12 protein-coding genes and 1 tRNA gene are annotated in these 14,677 nt (G+C 66.5%); 6 read left to right on the forward strand and 7 right to left on the reverse strand.

The window, feature by feature from the left end; all coding sequences use genetic code 11:
* Positions 1-102: 102 nt before the first annotated feature.
* The gene (locus tag LPA45_RS12275; protein ID WP_367394575.1) at positions 103-1,473 is read left to right on the forward strand and encodes an IS4 family transposase; all 1,371 of its coding nucleotides are present in this window, start codon (positions 103-105) and stop codon (positions 1,471-1,473) included.
* Positions 1,474-1,550: 77 nt separating this feature from the next.
* Here LPA45_RS12275 and parC read toward each other — a convergent pair whose 3' ends face one another.
* The 3 genes from parC to LPA45_RS12290 all read right to left on the reverse strand — a co-directional run bounded on the left by parC (position 1,551) and on the right by LPA45_RS12290 (position 6,825).
* Positions 1,551-3,890, reverse strand: coding sequence for a DNA topoisomerase IV subunit A (gene parC / locus LPA45_RS12280; protein WP_317924186.1), 2,340 nt, complete (start codon positions 3,888-3,890; stop codon positions 1,551-1,553).
* A gap of 69 nt (positions 3,891-3,959) precedes the next feature.
* Positions 3,960-4,766: a lytic transglycosylase domain-containing protein gene (locus LPA45_RS12285; RefSeq protein WP_317924185.1), complete on the reverse strand. Its 807-nt coding sequence runs from the start codon at positions 4,764-4,766 to the stop codon at positions 3,960-3,962.
* 67 nt (positions 4,767-4,833) lie between these two features.
* A complete protein-coding gene (locus tag LPA45_RS12290; RefSeq protein WP_116323703.1) occupies positions 4,834-6,825 on the reverse strand; it encodes a DNA topoisomerase IV subunit B in 1,992 nt (663 codons plus the stop codon).
* Positions 6,826-7,169: 344 nt separating this feature from the next.
* On the opposite strand from LPA45_RS12290, the gene LPA45_RS12295 reads away from it, so the two are divergent.
* Both LPA45_RS12295 and LPA45_RS12300 read left to right on the forward strand, forming a co-directional pair.
* Positions 7,170-8,381, forward strand: a complete 1,212-nt coding sequence (locus tag LPA45_RS12295) for an MFS transporter (RefSeq protein ID WP_317924183.1) — start codon at positions 7,170-7,172, stop codon at positions 8,379-8,381.
* On the forward strand, positions 8,381-8,521 hold the full coding sequence (locus tag LPA45_RS12300; protein WP_317924182.1) for a hypothetical protein: 141 nt from the start codon (positions 8,381-8,383) through the stop codon (positions 8,519-8,521). The genes LPA45_RS12295 and LPA45_RS12300 overlap by 1 nt, the downstream gene beginning before the upstream one ends.
* An 81-nt stretch (positions 8,522-8,602) precedes the next feature.
* Here the strand turns inward: LPA45_RS12300 and LPA45_RS12305 are convergent, their stop codons facing one another.
* A complete protein-coding gene (locus LPA45_RS12305) occupies positions 8,603-10,534 on the reverse strand; it encodes an ATP-binding cassette domain-containing protein (RefSeq protein ID WP_116320914.1) in 1,932 nt (643 codons plus the stop codon).
* A 430-nt stretch (positions 10,535-10,964) separates the two neighbouring features.
* On the opposite strand from LPA45_RS12305, the gene LPA45_RS12310 reads away from it, so the two are divergent.
* The gene (locus tag LPA45_RS12310; RefSeq protein ID WP_317924181.1) at positions 10,965-12,143 is read left to right on the forward strand and encodes a benzoate/H(+) symporter BenE family transporter; all 1,179 of its coding nucleotides are present in this window, start codon (positions 10,965-10,967) and stop codon (positions 12,141-12,143) included.
* A 38-nt stretch (positions 12,144-12,181) separates the two neighbouring features.
* Here LPA45_RS12310 and LPA45_RS12315 read toward each other — a convergent pair whose 3' ends face one another.
* Positions 12,182-12,691, reverse strand: a complete 510-nt coding sequence (locus LPA45_RS12315) for a hypothetical protein (protein WP_317924179.1) — start codon at positions 12,689-12,691, stop codon at positions 12,182-12,184.
* A 249-nt stretch (positions 12,692-12,940) separates the two neighbouring features.
* Here LPA45_RS12315 and LPA45_RS12320 point away from each other — a divergent pair, with 249 nt between their 5' ends.
* Positions 12,941-13,273, forward strand: a complete 333-nt coding sequence (locus LPA45_RS12320) for a multidrug efflux SMR transporter (protein WP_116320912.1) — start codon at positions 12,941-12,943, stop codon at positions 13,271-13,273.
* A gap of 373 nt (positions 13,274-13,646) precedes the next feature.
* Here the strand turns inward: LPA45_RS12320 and LPA45_RS12325 are convergent.
* Positions 13,647-13,721, reverse strand: a tRNA-Arg gene (locus LPA45_RS12325).
* 98 nt (positions 13,722-13,819) lie between these two features.
* Positions 13,820-13,993: a hypothetical protein gene (locus LPA45_RS12330; RefSeq protein WP_158577676.1), complete on the reverse strand. Its 174-nt coding sequence runs from the start codon at positions 13,991-13,993 to the stop codon at positions 13,820-13,822.
* Between the two features lie 339 nt (positions 13,994-14,332).
* Here LPA45_RS12330 and LPA45_RS12335 point away from each other — a divergent pair, with 339 nt between their 5' ends.
* Positions 14,333-14,626, forward strand: a complete 294-nt coding sequence (locus LPA45_RS12335) for a hypothetical protein (RefSeq protein WP_116320911.1) — start codon at positions 14,333-14,335, stop codon at positions 14,624-14,626.
* Positions 14,627-14,677 lie beyond the last annotated feature (51 nt).

The raw sequence follows: 14,677 nt of genomic DNA on the forward strand, positions 1-14,677 counted from the left end.
AGCTTACCTTTACCCACATCTCGATAGGAGAGGTTGTAAACCGGATTGGACGGTGTTAACTTCAGGCGAAGTTGTTAATCATTGGTGGCGACTTTGCCTGATATGGAAGACCTTGAAGACTGGGCCGGCGACGAATTCGGTGGCGCACAATTGGGCGATGCGCGTCGCACGCAGCGCCTTGTGGCATTGGCGCGCGGACTGGCGCAAAAAGCCCATGTTTCGTTCCCGCAGGCCTTGAGTGGTGCCCAACTCAAGGCGGCATATCGCTTCTTTGATAATGAGGCGGTCGACCCAGACGGAATCCTGGCGAGCCACGTCGCTCAAACCGTGGGTCGCATGCAGCAGGTACCTGTCGTACTGGCGGTGCAGGACACCACGGAATTCAATCTGGCAAATTTGCCCGCGACTGAGGGGCTTGGTCACGGCACGGGCGGCAATTTGCACGGATTCATGTTGCACAGCGTGCTGGCGGTGACGCCTGAGGGCCTGCCACTGGGCGTGCTGAGCATGAAGACGTGGGTGCGTGCGCCGCAAGCATCGGGCAAGGCCGGGCAGCGCCGGGCGCTGTCCATTCGTGACAAGGAAAGCGTGAAGTGGCTGGAGGGGCTGGAATGCCTTGAGCCGCTCAAGATGCAGTGTCCGGACACGCACCTTGTTGCCGTCAGCGATCGCGAGGGCGATGTGTACGACGTGTTCCTGGCGCCGCGCCCAGCGGGGGTGGACTGGTTGGTGCGGGCCGCCTGGAATCGAGGCGTGGACCACCCAGAGAAGTATCTGTGGGAGACGGTTGCTGCGGCTCCTGTACTTGGAGAGACCGTATTGCACGTGCCCAGGAGCGGCGCCAGGCAGGCGCGTAGCGCCCGACTGGCTTTGCGTTGTGTGCCCGTCCAACTGCGACCGCCGCGCAGCCGCGGTGCAGAGGATCTACCGAGTCTCGAAGTGTTTGCCATTCACGCGCTGGAGATCGAGCCGCCCCAAGGCGTTGAGCCGCTCGAATGGATGTTGCTCAGTTCAATGCCTACCCAAACGCTGGAAGATGCGCTGGAGCGACTGAGCTGGTATGCCCGGCGCTGGACCATTGAATCCTGGCATCGTGTCCTGAAGAGTGGCTGCCAGATCGAAGCGCGGCAGTTCGGGACGCTGGAGCGGTTCCTGCGGGCCACGGCGCTGTTCGCCGTGATCGGCTGGCGCATAATGTACGCGACCATGCTGGGCCGGCTCGAAGCCGATATCCCTTGCTCGGTGCTGCTGCAACCGCTCGAATGGCGGGCCTTGTACTGCCGCACGCACGGCACAACCAAGCCACCGGAAGAGGCGCCAAAACTCAGCGACGCGGTCCTTTGGATCGCCAAGCTCGGTGGCTACCTGGGTCGCAAAAACGACGATCCCCCGGGAGCCACCGTCCTCTGGCGCGGCTTCCTCGCCCTGCACGAAATCACCGAAATGTATCGGATCTTCCAGAAAGACGAGTAAGCCGCCAGAAGTTGTGGGTAAAGCTCAGCTCCCAGAGGGAGAGGGGAGACAACAATCGGTTGCGGGTCGGAAATCGATCAATTGCCGCCGGTCGCCTCCACCCGCACCGGATCGATCCTCGGCTCCTTCAGCCTGGCCTCGATCTGCTTGCCCTTGCGCGCGCGCTTGCCGACATACGGCAGCAGCGACTGCCCGGCCAGCTTCTGTGACGACGGCTTGCCGCCGCGGCCCGCGCCCGACAGCATCAACCCCGGCGCGCCCACGGCAACCGCCTGCAACAGCTTCTCCTTGGGCTCCAGCTCCATCAGGATCACGCCTCGGCCGCCGGCCGACAGCACCTTGACCTCGTCCAGCGCCACCAGCAGCAGGCGGCCGTTGCCGGACAGGCAAGCCGCATGCGTGGCCTCGTCGCCGATCGGCGCCGGCGGCAGCGGTGCATCGCCGTCGTCCAGCGTCAGGAACGACTTGCCGCCCTTCTGCCGGCCGGTCATGTCGCCCACCGTGGTCTGGAAGCCGTTGCCGCCCGCGGTGGCAATCAGCACGCGCTGGGTGGGGCTGCCGGCAAGGGTGTGCGCCACCTGGCTGCCGGACTGCAGCTCGATCAGCGTGGTGATAGGCACCCCGTCGCCGCGCCCGCCCGGCAGGCTGGAGACCGGCACGGAATAGACCCGGCCATTGGTGCCGAACACCAGAAGCACATCGACCGTGCGGCAGTCAAAGGTGTTGTAGAGCGCATCGCCCGCCTTGAAGGTGAACTGCTGCGGATCGTGGCCATGGCCCTGGCGCGTACGCACCCAGCCCTTCTGCGACATGATCACCGTCACCGGCTCGTCGATCACGCGCACTTCGGCGGCGGCGCGGCGCTCTTCCTGGATCAGCGTGCGGCGCGGGTCCTTGTCTTCCGGGCTGAACTGCCTGGCGTCGGTCTCGATCTCCTTGATGATGCGACGGCGCATCATGGTCTCGGACTTGAGCAGCACATCCAGGTCGGCCTGTTCTTCGCGCAGGTCCTTCAGCTCCTTCTCGATCTTGATCGCTTCCAGCCGCGCCAGCTGGCGCAGGCGGATTTCAAGGATGTCCTCGGCCTGGCGGTCGGTCAGCTCGAAGGCTTCGATCAGCGCCGGCTTGGGCTCGTCGCTCTCGCGGATGATGCGGATCACCTCGTCGATATTGAGCAGCACCAGCATCCGGCCTTCGAGGATGTGGATGCGGTCCTCGACCTTGCCCAGGCGATGGCGCGTGCGGCGCGTGACCGTGTCGAAGCGGAACGCAATCCACTCGCCCAGGATCTCGCGCAGGCCCTTCTGGCGTGGCCGGCCATCGGTGCCGATCATCACCAGGTTGATCGGCGCGCCCGATTCCAGGCTGGTATGCGCCAGCAGCACCTGGATGAACTCCTGCTGGTCGATGTTCTTGCTCTTGGGCTCGAACACCAGCCGCACCGGCGCATCCTTGCCGGATTCATCGCGCACCGCATCGAGCACGCCCAGCACGGTAGCCTTGAGCTGCTGCTGGTCCGGCGTCAGCGCCTTCTTGCCGGTCTTGATCTTGGGATTGGTGATTTCCTCGATCTCTTCCAGCACCTTCTGCGCGGAAGTATTCGGCGGCAGTTCGTTCACCACCACCTGCCACTGGCCACGCGCCATTTCCTCGATGGTCCAGCGCGCGCGCACCTTCAGGCTGCCGCGGCCGTTCTCGTAGATCTGGGCAATATCCGACGCCGGCGAGATGATCTGGCCGCCGCCGGGGTAGTCCGGTCCCGGCATCAGCGCCAGCACCTCGGCCAGCGAGATATTCGGGTTGCGGATCATCGCCACGGTGGCCGCGGCGACCTCGCGCAGGTTGTGCGGCGGGATCTCGGTGGCCATGCCCACGGCGATGCCCGAGGCGCCGTTGAGCAGCACGAACGGCAGCCGCGCCGGCAGCAGCCTGGGCTCCTGCATCGAGCCGTCGTAGTTGGGGATGAAGTCGACCGTGCCCTGGTCGATCTCGTCGAGCAGCAGCCGCGAGATCGGCGTCAGGCGCGCTTCGGTGTAGCGCATCGCCGCCGCGCCGTCACCGTCGCGCGAGCCGAAGTTGCCCTGGCCGTCGATCAGCGGATAGCGCAGCGAGAAGTCCTGCGCCAGGCGCACCAGCGCGTCATAGGCGGACTGGTCGCCGTGCGGGTGGAACTTGCCCAGCACGTCGCCGACCACGCGCGCGGACTTGACCGGCTTGGCATCGGCGCGCAGGCCCATCTCGTGCATCGAGAACAGGATGCGGCGCTGCACCGGCTTCTGGCCATCGGCCACTTCCGGCAGCGCGCGGCCCTTGACCACGCTGACGGCGTAATCGAGGTAGGCGCGCTCGGCGTAGCGGGCCAGCGTCAGCGAATCGGCCGGCTCTTCAGGTTGAAACGTGATGTCTTGTTGTTCCATGGATAGGCAAGAATTCGGCGCGCCATGTTGAAGCAGCGCGCCGGGTTGCTTGTGGTTCGGTCATGCCGGTCAGGGCATGTTGCGCCGCCCGCCGATCACCATCTTCACGCGCGGACCGTCGGCACTGGCACGCATGGGACCCGCGGCTTGCGCGGGTTGGTAGAAGCGGTAGAACTGCAGCACCGTGCTGACATACTGCTGCGTCTCGGGGTACGGCGGAATGCGGTTGTTGTAGCGCTGCACCGCGCCCTCGCCCGCGTTATACGCCGCCAGCACCAGTTCCAGGTTGTTCGGAAACAGTTGCATCAGCCAGCGCAGGTAGCGCACGCCGGCGGTGATGTTGGTGCGCGGGTCAGCCAGTTTCTGCTCGACCGTGCGGCGCTGGTCGGCGCTGATGCCAAAGCGCGCGCCGGTGTCGGGAATCACCTGCATCAGCCCGATCGCGCCCTTGGGCGAAACCGCGCCCGGATTGAAGCCCGACTCCACCGCCATCACCGCCTTGACCAGCGCGGGATCGACATCCTGCTTGCTGGCGATCTGGTGGATCAGCGGCTCGACGGTCTTGATGTTGGGATGGTTGACGACGTAGCGGTAGAGCTTGTGCCGCTCGAGGTCGACATTGTCCGCGCCGTCCGCGCCGGCCGGCGCCTTGCCCCGCTGGATCGCCGCCAGACGCGCGCTGTCGAGCTTGCCGCCGTCCTTCATGAACAGCTTGTAGCGCGCGTCGAGCTTCTCGTCGGCGAAGTGCGCGACGCCGTCAGCATCGATATAGCCCCACAGCTCGGCATGGGCCGCCGGCGCGCAGGCGAGCCCGGCCAGCGCCAGCACTGCGGCTGCCGCCTTGCGCCATCGGTTGCCGGGGGGTCTCGTCGTCATCGTGCGTTCCAGCTGGTCATGCGGACTCGGGGATTATCCCCCCAATCGCGGGCCGCCGCTCCTGCGATCAGATATCGGCCTCGACCTCGTTGCCCTTCTCTTCCAGCCAGCTGCGGCGCTGCGCGGCCTCGCCCTTGCCCATGAGCATGTTCATCATCTCGACGGTCTGCGGCAGGTCGTACTCGCCCAGCGTCACGGGCAGCAAGCGGCGCGTGTCGGGGTTCATGGTGGTTTCCCACAGCTGCTCGGCGCTCATCTCGCCCAGGCCCTTGAAGCGAGATATCTGCCAGCTGCCATCCTTGACGCCGTCCTTGACCAGCTTGTCCTGGATGGCCACGAGTTCGCCTTCATCCAGCGCATACAGCTTCTGCGCCGGCTTCTTGCCGCGCGCGGGAGCATCGACGCGGAACAGCGGCGGACGCGCCACATAGACGTTGCCGGCGTCGATCAGCTTGGGGAAGTGACGGAAGAACAGCGTCAGCAGCAACACCTGGATATGCGCGCCGTCCACGTCCGCGTCCGACAGGATGCTGATCTTGCCGTAGCGCAGGTTGGACAGGTCGGGCTCGTCGTTGGTGCCGTGCGGATCCACGCCGATCGCCACCGCGATGTCGTGCACCTCGTTGTTGGCAAAGAGGCGGTCGCGCTCGGTTTCCCACGTGTTGAGCACCTTGCCGCGCAGCGGCAGGATGGCCTGGAATTCCTTGTCGCGGCCCATCTTGGCCGAGCCGCCTGCGGAATCGCCCTCGACCAGGAACAGCTCGTTGCGGGTCACGTCGGTGGATTCGCAGTCGGTCAGCTTGCCGGGCAGCACGGCCACGCCGGAACCCTTCTTCTTCTCGACCTTCTGCGCCGCGCGCGTGCGCGCCTGCGCCTGGCGGATCACCAGCTCGGCCAGCTTCTTGCCGTACTCGACATGGTGGTTCAGCCACAGCTCCAGCGCCGGCCGGCTGAAGGTGGAGACCAGCCGCACCGCGTCGCGGCTGTTCAGGCGTTCCTTGATCTGCCCCTGGAACTGCGGGTCGAGCACCTTGGCCGACAGCACGAACGAAGCGCGCGCAAACACGTCTTCGCTCATCAGCTTGACGCCCTTGGGCTGCAGCGCGTGCATCTCGATAAAGCTCTTGACCGCCTGGAACAGGCCTTCGCGCAGGCCGGACTCATGCGTGCCGCCGGCGGGAGTGGGGATCAGGTTGACGTAGGACTCGCGCACCGGTGCGCCGTCTTCGGTCCAGGCCACCACCCACGACGCGCCCTCGCCGTCGGCAAAGCCTTCCTCGCCCGGGTTGGCGTCGGGGTCGGCGAAATGCTCGCCCTCGAACATCGGGATCACCAGCTCCGAGCCGCTTCCTTGCGCCAGCGCTTCGACCAGGTAGCCCTTCAGGCCCTGGTCATACTGCCAGGTCTGGGTTTCGCCGCTCTTCTCGATCACCAGCGTCACCTTGACGCCCGGCAGCAGCACGGCCTTGCTACGCAGCAGCCGCTGCAACTCTGCCTGCGGGATCGCGGCCGAATCGAAATACTTGGCGTCGGGCCACACCTGCACGCGCGTGCCGTTCTTCTTCTCGCCGCGCTCGAACTTGCGCGAGGCCAAAGGCACGGTCACGTCGCCCCCGGAGAAGGTCAGCGTCGAGCACATGCCGTCGCGCCAGACGGTCACGTCCAGCTGCGTCGACAGTGCGTTGGTCACCGACACGCCCACGCCGTGCAGGCCGCCCGAGAAGGCATAGGCGCCGCCCTTGCCCTTGTCGAACTTGCCCCCGGCGTGCAGCCGGGTAAAGACGATCTCGACCACCGGCACGCCTTCTTCCGGGTGGATGCCCACCGGGATGCCGCGGCCGTCGTCCTCCACGCTGACGCTGCCGTCGCGGTGCAGGGTCACCAGGATCTCGGAGCCGTGGCCGCCCAGGGCCTCGTCCGAGGCGTTGTCGATCACCTCCTGCACGATATGCAGGGGGTTGTCGGTCCGGGTGTACATGCCGGGGCGCTGCTTGACCGGCTCCAGGCCCTTCAGGACCCGGATGGAAGATTCGCTGTACTGACTGGTTTTGCTCGCCATGGAGTCGCTACGAAAGTGGATGTCCCGCCTGCCGCGGGCGTACAACTGTGCACGCGCCGGGGCACCGGGCACTGCATTGTAATGGATGCCGGCGGCGGTATTCCCGCCGGAAAGCGCTTGCCGCTGCCGCCGGGGGCTCGCGCCACATTTGCCGCGGCGCCGCCACTTTTTGCCGCGCCACCGGCTTCAGGCGGCGGCGTACGCGTTTTCCGCGTCCGGGGTAAACTCGCCTCCACCCGGCCCACGGCAAGCCTGATTGCCGTCCCGGCACGGTCCACAACAAGCACAGACAATCCATGCCGGCGCCGCGCCACCGCGCGGTCAGCCGCACACCGAGCCAAGACATGCAAAACCGACAACTTTCCCTGACCACCGTACTGGTGTGCGGGGGCCTGCTCGTGACGCTCTCGATGGGCATTCGCCACGGCTTCGGCCTGTTCAACCTGCCGATCACGCAGGCACACGGCTGGAACCGCGAGACCTTCGCCTTCGCGCTGGCGCTGCAGAACCTGATGTGGGGCGCCAGCCAGCCCTTCGCCGGCGCGCTGGCCGACAAGTTCGGCGCGCTGCGCATCATGCTGGTCGGCGTGGCGCTGTATGTGGCGGGCCTGGTGGTGATGGCGCTGGCGACCAGCGGCACCGCCTTTGCCACCGGTGCCGGGGTGCTGATCGGCATCGCCCAGTCGGGCACCACCTACAGCATCGTCTATGGCGTGATCGGCCGCGTGGCCAGCCCCGAGAAGCGCGTGTGGGCAATGGGCATCGCCGCCGCGGCGGGCTCGTTCGGGCAGTTCCTGATGATCCCTATCGAACAGGGGCTGATCTCGGGCCTGGGCTGGCAGAACGCGCTGTACGTAATGGCGCTGATGGCCTGCGTGATGCTGCCGCTGGCGCTGACCCTGCGCGAACCGCGCGAGGCGGCGCACACGGCGGGCCAGCACCAGACCATCGGCCAGGCGGTCCATGAAGCCTTCAGCAACCGCAACTTCCAGCTGCTGACGCTGGGCTACTTCGTGTGCGGCTTCCAGGTGGTGTTTATCGGTGTCCACCTGACACCGTACCTGAAGGACCAGGGCCTGACCGACCCGAAGGTCGCCGTCGTGGCGCTGGCGCTGATCGGGCTGTTCAACGTGTTCGGCACCTACACCGCCGGCGCGATCGGCCAGCGCCTGCCCAAGCGCTACCTGCTGGCGTTTATCTACCTGGCGCGCTCTGTCGTGATCGCCGGCTACCTGCTGTTGCCGCTGACGGTGGCCAGCACCTGGGTGTTCGCGGCGCTGATGGGCTTCCTGTGGCTGTCGACGGTGCCGCTGACCAACGGCATCATCGCGCAGGTGTTCGGCGTGAAGTACCTGTCGATGCTGTCGGGGGTGGTGTTCTTCTCGCACCAGATCGGCAGCTTCCTCGGCGCGTGGCTGGGCGGATATCTCTATGACCGCACCGGCGGCTACAACACGGTGTGGCTTATCTCGATCGGTCTGGGCGTGATGGCGGCACTGGTCAACCTGCCGATCCGCGAGCAGGCGCTGGTGCGTGCCCAGCCGGCGGCGGCGTGATGGTGGCGGCCCGCGCGCGCATCGCGAAGGCAGCCGGGCTGGCGGTGCTGGCCGGGGTGCTGGCGGTTGGGTTCGTGGGGTACCTGCGGCCTTCGTTCATGGTCGACCTGACCAATATGGTGTTGGCGTGGTGTGGGTGAGATTGGGAAACCTTGCTGTTGGCCGTTGAACCGCTTCCGCTGTTGACAACGGCGCCCAAACGACCGAGATCCTGTCACCCCTTATTCACCTTCCCCCTTCCCCTTCCCCTCCAACACCTCCCACCGCTCCAGCGCCTCCAGCAGTTCCATCTCGATCTCATCATGCCGCGTGGCGAGCTGCGCTGCCTTGGCCGCGTCGCTTACATAAAGCGAGCCATCCTCCAACTGCCCCGAGATCGTCTTCTGCTCGGTTTCCAGCGCGGCGATGCGTTCCGGCAGGCCGTCCAGTTCGCGCTGCTCCTTGTATGACAGCTTGACGGTCCGGTTGGCGCCGCGCGCCTCGCGCGAATCCTTGCCCTTGGCCGGCTCGGCCGCCTTCTGCTCCGGCTTGCGAGCGGCCTGGATCGACGCGGCGCGGGCCGATTGCTCGACCCAGTCGGAATACCCGCCCACCGACTCGCGCCACACGCCTTCGCCCTCGGCGGCAATGGTGGACGTCACCACGTTGTCCAGGAACGCGCGGTCGTGCGAGACCAGGAACACGGTGCCGCTGTAGTCCTGCAGCAGTTCTTCCAGCAGTTCCAGCGTGTCGATATCGAGGTCATTGGTCGGCTCGTCCAGCACCAGCACGTTGGCCGGGCGCGCGAACAGCCGTGCCAGCAGCAGGCGGTTGCGTTCCCCGCCCGACAGCGACTTGACCGGCGAACGCGCGCGCTCCGGCGCGAACAGGAAGTCGCCCAGGTAGCTCATCACGTGCTTGCGCTGGCCGTTGACCTCGACCCAGTCGCTGCCCGGACTGATGGTGTCGGCCAGCGATTTCTCCAGGTCGAGCGCGGTGCGCATCTGGTCGAAGTACGCCACCTGCAGGTTGCTGCCGTTGCGCACCGTGCCGCTGTCCGGCGCCAGCTCGCCCAGGATCAGCCGCAGCAGCGTGGTCTTGCCGGCGCCGTTGGGACCGATCAGGCCAACCTTGTCGCCGCGCATGATGGTGGCGGTGAACTCGCCCACCACCGCCTTGTCGCCATAGGCCTTGTTCACATCGATCAGCTCGGACACGATCTTGCCGGAGCGGTCGGCCTGCGACACCTCCAGCTTGACGTTGCCCTGCACCTCGCGGCGCGCGGCGCGCTCGGTGCGCATTGCCACCAGCCGCTGGATGCGCGACACGCTGCGCGTGCGGCGCGCCTCCACGCCCTTGCGGATCCACACTTCTTCCTGCGCCAGCAGCTTGTCGAACTTGGCCTGCTCGACCTGCTCGGCGGCGAGCAGCTCTTCCTTGCGCGCCTGGTAGGCGGCGAAGTTGCCGGGGAAGGACACCAGCCGGCCGCGGTCCAGCTCGATGATGCGGGTGGCGACGCGGTCCAGGAAGGCGCGGTCGTGGGTGATCAGCAGCACGCTGCCGCGGAACGTCAGCAGCAGGTCTTCCAGCCAGCGGATCGCTTCCACGTCGAGGTGGTTGGTCGGCTCGTCCAGCAGCAGGATGTCGGGTTCGGCCACCAGCGCCTGCGCCAGCGCCACGCGCTTCTGCAGGCCGCCGGACAGCGCATCGACGCGCGTGTGCGAATCCAGCCCCAGCCGGGCCAGCGTGGTTTCCACGCGGGTGCGCAGTTGCCAGGCGTTGGCGGCGTCCAGTTCGGACTGCAGCCGGTGCAGCTCGGCCAGCGCGGCTTCGTCGTCATGGTGCTCGGCGACGCGCTCGGCGGCGGCCTCGTAGCGCACCAGCAGGTCGTGCGCGTCGCCCATGCCCTGCGAAACGGCATCGAACACGGTGATACCCGGCTCGAACTGAGGCTCCTGCGGCACGTAGGCGCTGGTCACGCCGCTCTGGCGCGCGATCAGGCCGTCATCCGGCGCCGAGAGTCCGGCCACGATTTTCAGCAGCGAGGACTTGCCCGAGCCATTGCGCCCGATCAGGCCCACGCGTTCGCCGGCCTCCAGCGAGAAATCGGCGTGGTCGAGCAAAGCCACGTGCCCGAAGGCGAGCTGGGCGTCGGTGATGGAAAACAGGGCCATGGGAAGAGGACGACGGAAAGACGGCGTAAGGAAAGACAGACGGGATGGTTGCCGGCCACGGCGCGGCAGCCCGCATTGTAGACGACCCCGGGGCGACGTTGAGTTGACCCCAAGGCGACCCCGCCCGGCCGGCAGGCGGCCCACAAAAAGAAAGGCCCGCGCATTGCGGGCCCAAGAGTCTCTCCTCGGTGCCCTGCTCGCAAGGCACGACTGCAGAATATCAATGCGGCCAGTCCCGCTCCAGTCGGAGAACTCCGTAAGGGAAAGTCCCGTCAACCCGGCCATGTGGCGCCGTTGGTTGCGCAGTACGCTTGCCCCGGCGGCAGTTGTCCGCGCCCGGAAGACCGGTGCGGCGGATTGGTACGGCCAAGGCACTCGTGCGAACATGGCGGCCGTGCCAATGTGCGCGCTCCTTTTCCGCGCCTCCCCGATGACCACCGCTTCACTGAAATTTTCCGACCTGTCCGTCTCCGCGCTCGTTGCCGGGCTGGTCGCCACGCTCACCGGCTATGCCAGCTCGCTGGTGCTGATGATCCAGGCCGGCCAGGCCGCGCACCTGACCGACGCGCAGGTCTCGTCGTGGATCTGGGCGCTGTCGATCGGCATGGGCGTGACCACCCTCGGCCTGTCGCTGGCATCGCGCATGCCGATCGTGGTGGCCTGGTCAACGCCCGGCGCCGCGCTGCTGATCGCCAGCCTGCCCGGCGTGCCCTATCCCGAGGCGATCGGCGCCTTCCTGATGTCCGCGCTGCTGATGGTCGCCGCCGGCATGACCGGCTGGTTCGACAAGCTGATGCGGGCGTTGCCGGCCAGCATCGCCTCGGCGCTGCTGGCCGGCATCCTGTTCCGGATCAGCGTGGATGTGTTCGTGCAGGCGCAACACCAGACCGTGCTGCTGCTGGCCATGTTCGCCGCCTATCTGCTGGGCAAGAAGCTGTGGCCGGCCTACGCGGTGCCGGGCGTGCTGGCGACCGGGGTGGCCATTGCCGGCGTAATCGGCCAGCTTGATTTCTCCGGTATGCGGCTGGAGCTGGCCGTGCCGGTATGGACCACACCGGCGTTCTCGCTGTCGGCCTTCATCAGCATGGCGATTCCGCTCTTTATCGTCGCGCTGGCGTCGCAGAACATCCCGGGGCTGGCGGTGCTGCGCGCCGACGGCTACCACGTGCCGGCCTCGCGCCTGATCACGGTTACCGGGCTGGCGTCGGCCGTGGTGGCGCCGTTCGGCTCGCACGGCATCAACCTGGCGGCGATTACCGCCGCCATCTGCACCGGCCCGCAGGCCGACCCGGACCGCAACCGCCGCTATACCGCGGCCGTGGTCTGCGGCATCGGCTACCTGGTGGCGGGCACGCTGGCTGCCAGCATCGCCGCGCTGTTCGCCGCCTTCCCCAGGGCGCTGGTGGTCGGCGTGACCGCGTTCGCGCTGCTGGGCTCGATCGCCAACGGCCTGACCGTCGCCATGCAGACCCCGGCGGAGCGCGAAGCCGCGCTGCTGACCTTCATGATCACCGCCTCGGGCATGACCCTGGCAGGCATCGGCTCGGCGTTCTGGGGCGTGGTCGGCGGCATGCTGGCGTTCTACGTGCTGAGACCGCGCGCGGCCTGAGCAGCCTGAGCGGTCTGAGCGCCCCCACCCGGGCGCGGCTACAGCATCAGGAAGCCAACGTCGGCGGCGCGGATCTCGTCCGGCGGCACGCCCTTGCGGCGCTGGAACAGGATGTGCTGCAGCACGCGGTCGCGGTGCGCGGCAAAGGTCTGCGGGTCCAGCCGCAGCGCCATGCGGGCGTAGTGCTCGGCCATCAGCTTGTAGACCCGGTGGCGCACCAGCAGCATCTCGTTCTCTGCCTTGAGCCGGCTCATGGCCCCGGTGTGGTCGTCCTCCAGCTGCCGCATGCCCACCACCACCCGCGCATGCATGCCCCGGTAGCGGTCGATCTGCGCATGGGCCTTGCGCAGCTCTTCGCGCAGCGACCGGACTTCCTGCATCAGCTTGAGGTTGTGCTCCACGCCGCGCTGGATACGCGTGGCTTCCTCCAACGCATGGTCCGCGGCGGCGATGGTGTCCTGCCACGGCGTCGCGTCCGGCGCGGGCGCCGGCTCCCCGAACTGCGTTTTCGGCCAGACGGTGGTTCCGTCGATACCGGTGTGACTCATACCGCTCCCCTTACCCCAAAGCCAGCCGCCGGCATCGGAAGTTCGTGCCGGCTTGGTCAGGCCGCAATACCGCGACTGCCTTGTGCCGCAGGCCCGCGCGGGACCTGCCTTTGTTCTATGTTTTTGTGCCATTCAAAACCGCTTTGCCGCTTCGCACAACCACCGCAAGGGAGGGAGGAGGCTTTGGCGCAACATGGCGGCGGCGCTAAGATGCCGGTTTGGCACCGCCCCCACTTTCCAGCCCCAGCCATGAACGGATACCTGCTTCTCGCCCTCGCCATCGTCGCCGAAGTCATTGCCACCAGCAGCCTGAAGGCCTCGCAAGGCTTTACCCGGCTGGTGCCCAGCGTGCTGGTGGTCGGCGGCTACGTGGCGGCGTTCTGGCTGCTGATGCTGGTGATGCGGACCGTGCCGGTGGGGATTGCGTACGCGATCTGGAGCGGTGCCGGGATCGTGCTGGTGTCGCTGATTGCGGTGGTGCTGTACCGGCAGATTCCAGACCTGGCGGCTTGCCTGGGCATTGGCCTGATTATTGCCGGCGTCGCGGTAATTCAGCTTTTCTCGAAGACGAGCGCGCACTGAGCAACGCTATGCTCGGATTGCGGAGCGCAACGCGGCTTGATTGCTGGCAGCCGAACCGCTTACCGCACCTCGCACGGCCCAGGCGTGCAGGTCACGGTGGACCCCGGCGGCACGATGACCGTACGACCGCTCGGCGGTGGATCGGAAACCGTTCGTTGCACCGAGATGCAGCTGGCGAGCCCAAGAAGCGGCAACAACGCCAGTGAACGTACGAGCAGTCCGACACGTGCCATGGCAATCTCCCTGTCTGGCAAGGCCGCCGCGGGCAGGTGCCCGGAACGCAACCTTTTGCCTTTGCGAAAGTATAGGCAACGAAAGGCGCAATTGGCCCCGGAGGCGATCGGACTGGGAGGGGAAGAATTTACTGAAGGAATGGTCCCGCCGACAGGAATCGAACCTGTATCTAGCGCTTAGGAGGCGCTCGTTCTATCCATTGAACTACGGCGAGGGGACCCTGAAGCAGGAGGGGAGTATATCAAAATCCTCTTGCCGGAAGTCACCCGACACAGCCCCCACCCACCATCGAGGATTCGCAGCGGCCGTGCCTCAGTGCGACTGGAGGTCCGCCGCGAATGCCAGTGCCTGTCCAAGCGACTCGCATTCGGTAAGGTTGCCGAAGTCGTCTGTCACGCATATATCCCGATGCCCCCAGAAAGGTGTCCTCACGACGCTTAGTCCAAGGCGGTTCAGGGGTTCGACGATGGTCAGCAGGATCAGCATGACGCCCTCGCAATGTTGCGTGAGGGCTCAGTGTCGCCGCGGGCACGTGCTGCATCGGTGGTCTGCGTCACATAACAGAAGAATATTGCGGTTGAAGCCGGCTTGGCCCGTGAGCAGCCCAGTGATGGGGAAATGCCGACACGTGTTCGCGCAGGTGTCGGCGCCAGGCCAACGCAAGCTGCCGGTGCGCTGATGGCGCGACGCCGTGCCGCAGCCCGGCCAGCCGCGCCGGATGGCACGCTGGCGCCGACCCGGCCAGCCGCCGCTGTCCATGGCACGCGCCTTGCTCTAATCCGGTACCGCCCCCGGCGCCACGCCGCTACTACCGGAGACAGAAACATGGCCACCCTAGCTATCCACGACCTTGCCAGCTGCCGCGAACTTGCATCCGACGCCATGGCCCGCGTGCGCGGTGCCGGCGGGCAGTGGGTGTTCGGGTGGATCCGCCCGTTCGTGCCGTCGTCGCCGGTGCCGGCTGGCGCAGTGATCAACTTTTACGAGATCAACTACAGCTTCTATGCTGATCAGATGAACAACCAGTTCCAGAACATCGATATCCGCAATAACGCGCCCAACTCCAATATCAGTGTCCAGGGTGACCAGGGCGCGAGGAACGACGGCCGCTTGGTCTGAGCGAGCGTCGTGGCACGCCCCGGCGCGAGGAGGCACCAAAGGCACCAAAGG

Source organism: Cupriavidus sp. Agwp_2 (assembly GCF_040784895.1).
Lineage (GTDB): Bacteria > Pseudomonadota > Gammaproteobacteria > Burkholderiales > Burkholderiaceae > Cupriavidus.

What these genes read in the sequence shown, in the direction of transcription:
- LPA45_RS12275 (WP_367394575.1), top strand. Translation starts at nt 103, where the DNA reads ATGGAAGACCTTGAAGACTGGGCCGGCGACGAATTCGGTGGCGCACAA.
- parC (WP_317924186.1), bottom strand. Translation starts at nt 3,890, where the DNA reads ATGGAACAACAAGACATCACGTTTCAACCTGAAGAGCCGGCCGATTCG.
- LPA45_RS12285 (WP_317924185.1), bottom strand. Translation starts at nt 4,766, where the DNA reads ATGACGACGAGACCCCCCGGCAACCGATGGCGCAAGGCGGCAGCCGCA.
- LPA45_RS12290 (WP_116323703.1), bottom strand. Translation starts at nt 6,825, where the DNA reads ATGGCGAGCAAAACCAGTCAGTACAGCGAATCTTCCATCCGGGTCCTG.
- LPA45_RS12295 (WP_317924183.1), top strand. Translation starts at nt 7,170, where the DNA reads ATGCAAAACCGACAACTTTCCCTGACCACCGTACTGGTGTGCGGGGGC.
- LPA45_RS12300 (WP_317924182.1), top strand. Translation starts at nt 8,381, where the DNA reads ATGGTGGCGGCCCGCGCGCGCATCGCGAAGGCAGCCGGGCTGGCGGTG.
- LPA45_RS12305 (WP_116320914.1), bottom strand. Translation starts at nt 10,534, where the DNA reads ATGGCCCTGTTTTCCATCACCGACGCCCAGCTCGCCTTCGGGCACGTG.
- LPA45_RS12310 (WP_317924181.1), top strand. Translation starts at nt 10,965, where the DNA reads ATGACCACCGCTTCACTGAAATTTTCCGACCTGTCCGTCTCCGCGCTC.
- LPA45_RS12315 (WP_317924179.1), bottom strand. Translation starts at nt 12,691, where the DNA reads ATGAGTCACACCGGTATCGACGGAACCACCGTCTGGCCGAAAACGCAG.
- LPA45_RS12320 (WP_116320912.1), top strand. Translation starts at nt 12,941, where the DNA reads ATGAACGGATACCTGCTTCTCGCCCTCGCCATCGTCGCCGAAGTCATT.
- LPA45_RS12330 (WP_158577676.1), bottom strand. Translation starts at nt 13,993, where the DNA reads ATGCTGATCCTGCTGACCATCGTCGAACCCCTGAACCGCCTTGGACTA.
- LPA45_RS12335 (WP_116320911.1), top strand. Translation starts at nt 14,333, where the DNA reads ATGGCCACCCTAGCTATCCACGACCTTGCCAGCTGCCGCGAACTTGCA.